The 1,544-nt window shown below is 77.7% G+C and carries 1 protein-coding gene; it reads left to right on the top strand.

The features are described from left to right. A partial coding sequence (locus tag E1283_RS36075; RefSeq protein ID WP_132822375.1) for an acyltransferase domain-containing protein occupies window positions 1-1,544 on the top strand: 1,544 nt, incomplete at both ends.

Here is a 1,544-nt window from a genome sequence, read left to right as displayed (position 1 = left end):
GGACCGTACCGCCCAGCAGCGGTATGACGAGCACGGCCGGGTCGACCGCGTCATCGACCCGGAGAACGGCGCCACCTACTACGTCTACGTGCTGCCCTGGGTGCTGCACGGACACACCGAGGCCGCGCTCCGCGCCCAGGCCGGGCGGCTGCTCGACGCCCCCGCCGCGCACCGCGACCCGGCCGCCGTGGGGCGTGCCCTGGCCACCGGGCGGGCGCCGATGAGGCACCGGGCGGTGCTGCTCGGTGGCACCGGCCCCGAACTGCGGGCCGGACTCGCCGCCCTGGCCAAGGGGGACAGCGCGCCGACGCTGGTCAGCGGGGCGGCCGCCGACCTCGACGGAGCCGTCTTCGTCTTCCCCGGCCAGGGATCCCAGTGGGCCGGCATGGCCCGCGGCCTGCTCGACGCCTCCCCGGCCTTCGCCGCCTCCGTCGACGCCTGCGCCGACGCCCTGGCGCCGCACGTCGACTGGTCGCTCCACCAGGTGCTCCGCGAGGAGCCAGGCGCCCCGTCGCTCGACCGGGTCGACGTGGTGCAGCCGGCGCTGTTCGCGGTGCTGGTCTCGCTGGCCGAGGTGTGGCGGGCGCACGGCGTGACGCCCGCCGCGGTGATCGGACACAGCCAGGGCGAGATCGCCGCCGCCCGGGTGGCCGGCGCGCTGTCGCTGCCGGACGCGGCGCGGGTGGTCGCGCTGCGCAGCCGGGCCCTGACCCGCCTGGCCGGCGGCGGGGGCATGGTGTCGGTCGCGCTGCCCAGGGACGAGGCCCACGAACTGCTGACCCGCTGGGGGGACGCGCTCTCGCTCGCCGTGGTCAACGGCCCCGGCTCGGTGGTGGTCGCCGGCGTGCCCGGGGCCCTGGACGAACTTCTCGCGGAGTGCGAGCGACGGGACGTCCGCGCCCGCCGCGTCCCCGTGGACTACGCCTCCCACTCGCCCGCGGTCGCCGCGATCCGCGACGAACTGCTGGCCGACCTGGCGGGCGTGACGCCGCGTCCGGCGCGCGTCCCGATCCACTCCACGGTCAGCGGCCAGCTGCTCGCCGGCCCCGAACTCGACGCCGCCTACTGGTACCGGAACCTGCGCCACACCGTGGACTTCGAGGGCGCGACCCGGCGGGCGCTCGCCGCGGGCCACCGGGTCTTCGTCGAGGTCAGCCCGCATCCGGTGCTGACCATGGCCGTCGAGGAGACCCTGGCCGACGCGGATGCCACCGGAACGCTGGTGCTCGGCACCCTGCGGCGCGGCGAGGGCGGGCCCGACCGGATGCTCAGGTCGCTCGCTGAGGGCTTCGTCCGGGGGCTGCCGGTGGACTTCTCCCCGGCGCTCGCCGGCGGCTCGGACGAGCGGGTGGCGCTCCCGACCTACGCCTTCCAACGGCGCCGCTACTGGCCGGAACCCGAAGCCGAGACCGTCTCCCTGGTCCCCGCGCCGGGCGACGCCGGCCGGGACGCCGCCTTCTGGCGGGCCGTGGAGGCCGGCGACGTGCCGGCCCTCGGGGGACTGCTCGCCGCGGCGGCCGGCGAACCCGCCCCCGCGCCCGCCC

This window comes from Streptomyces hainanensis, from assembly GCF_004348415.1.
Classification (GTDB): domain Bacteria; phylum Actinomycetota; class Actinomycetes; order Streptomycetales; family Streptomycetaceae; genus Streptomyces; species Streptomyces hainanensis.
The sequence above is the reverse complement of the archived record's forward strand: the minus strand, read 5'-3'. Positions and strand labels throughout refer to the sequence as shown.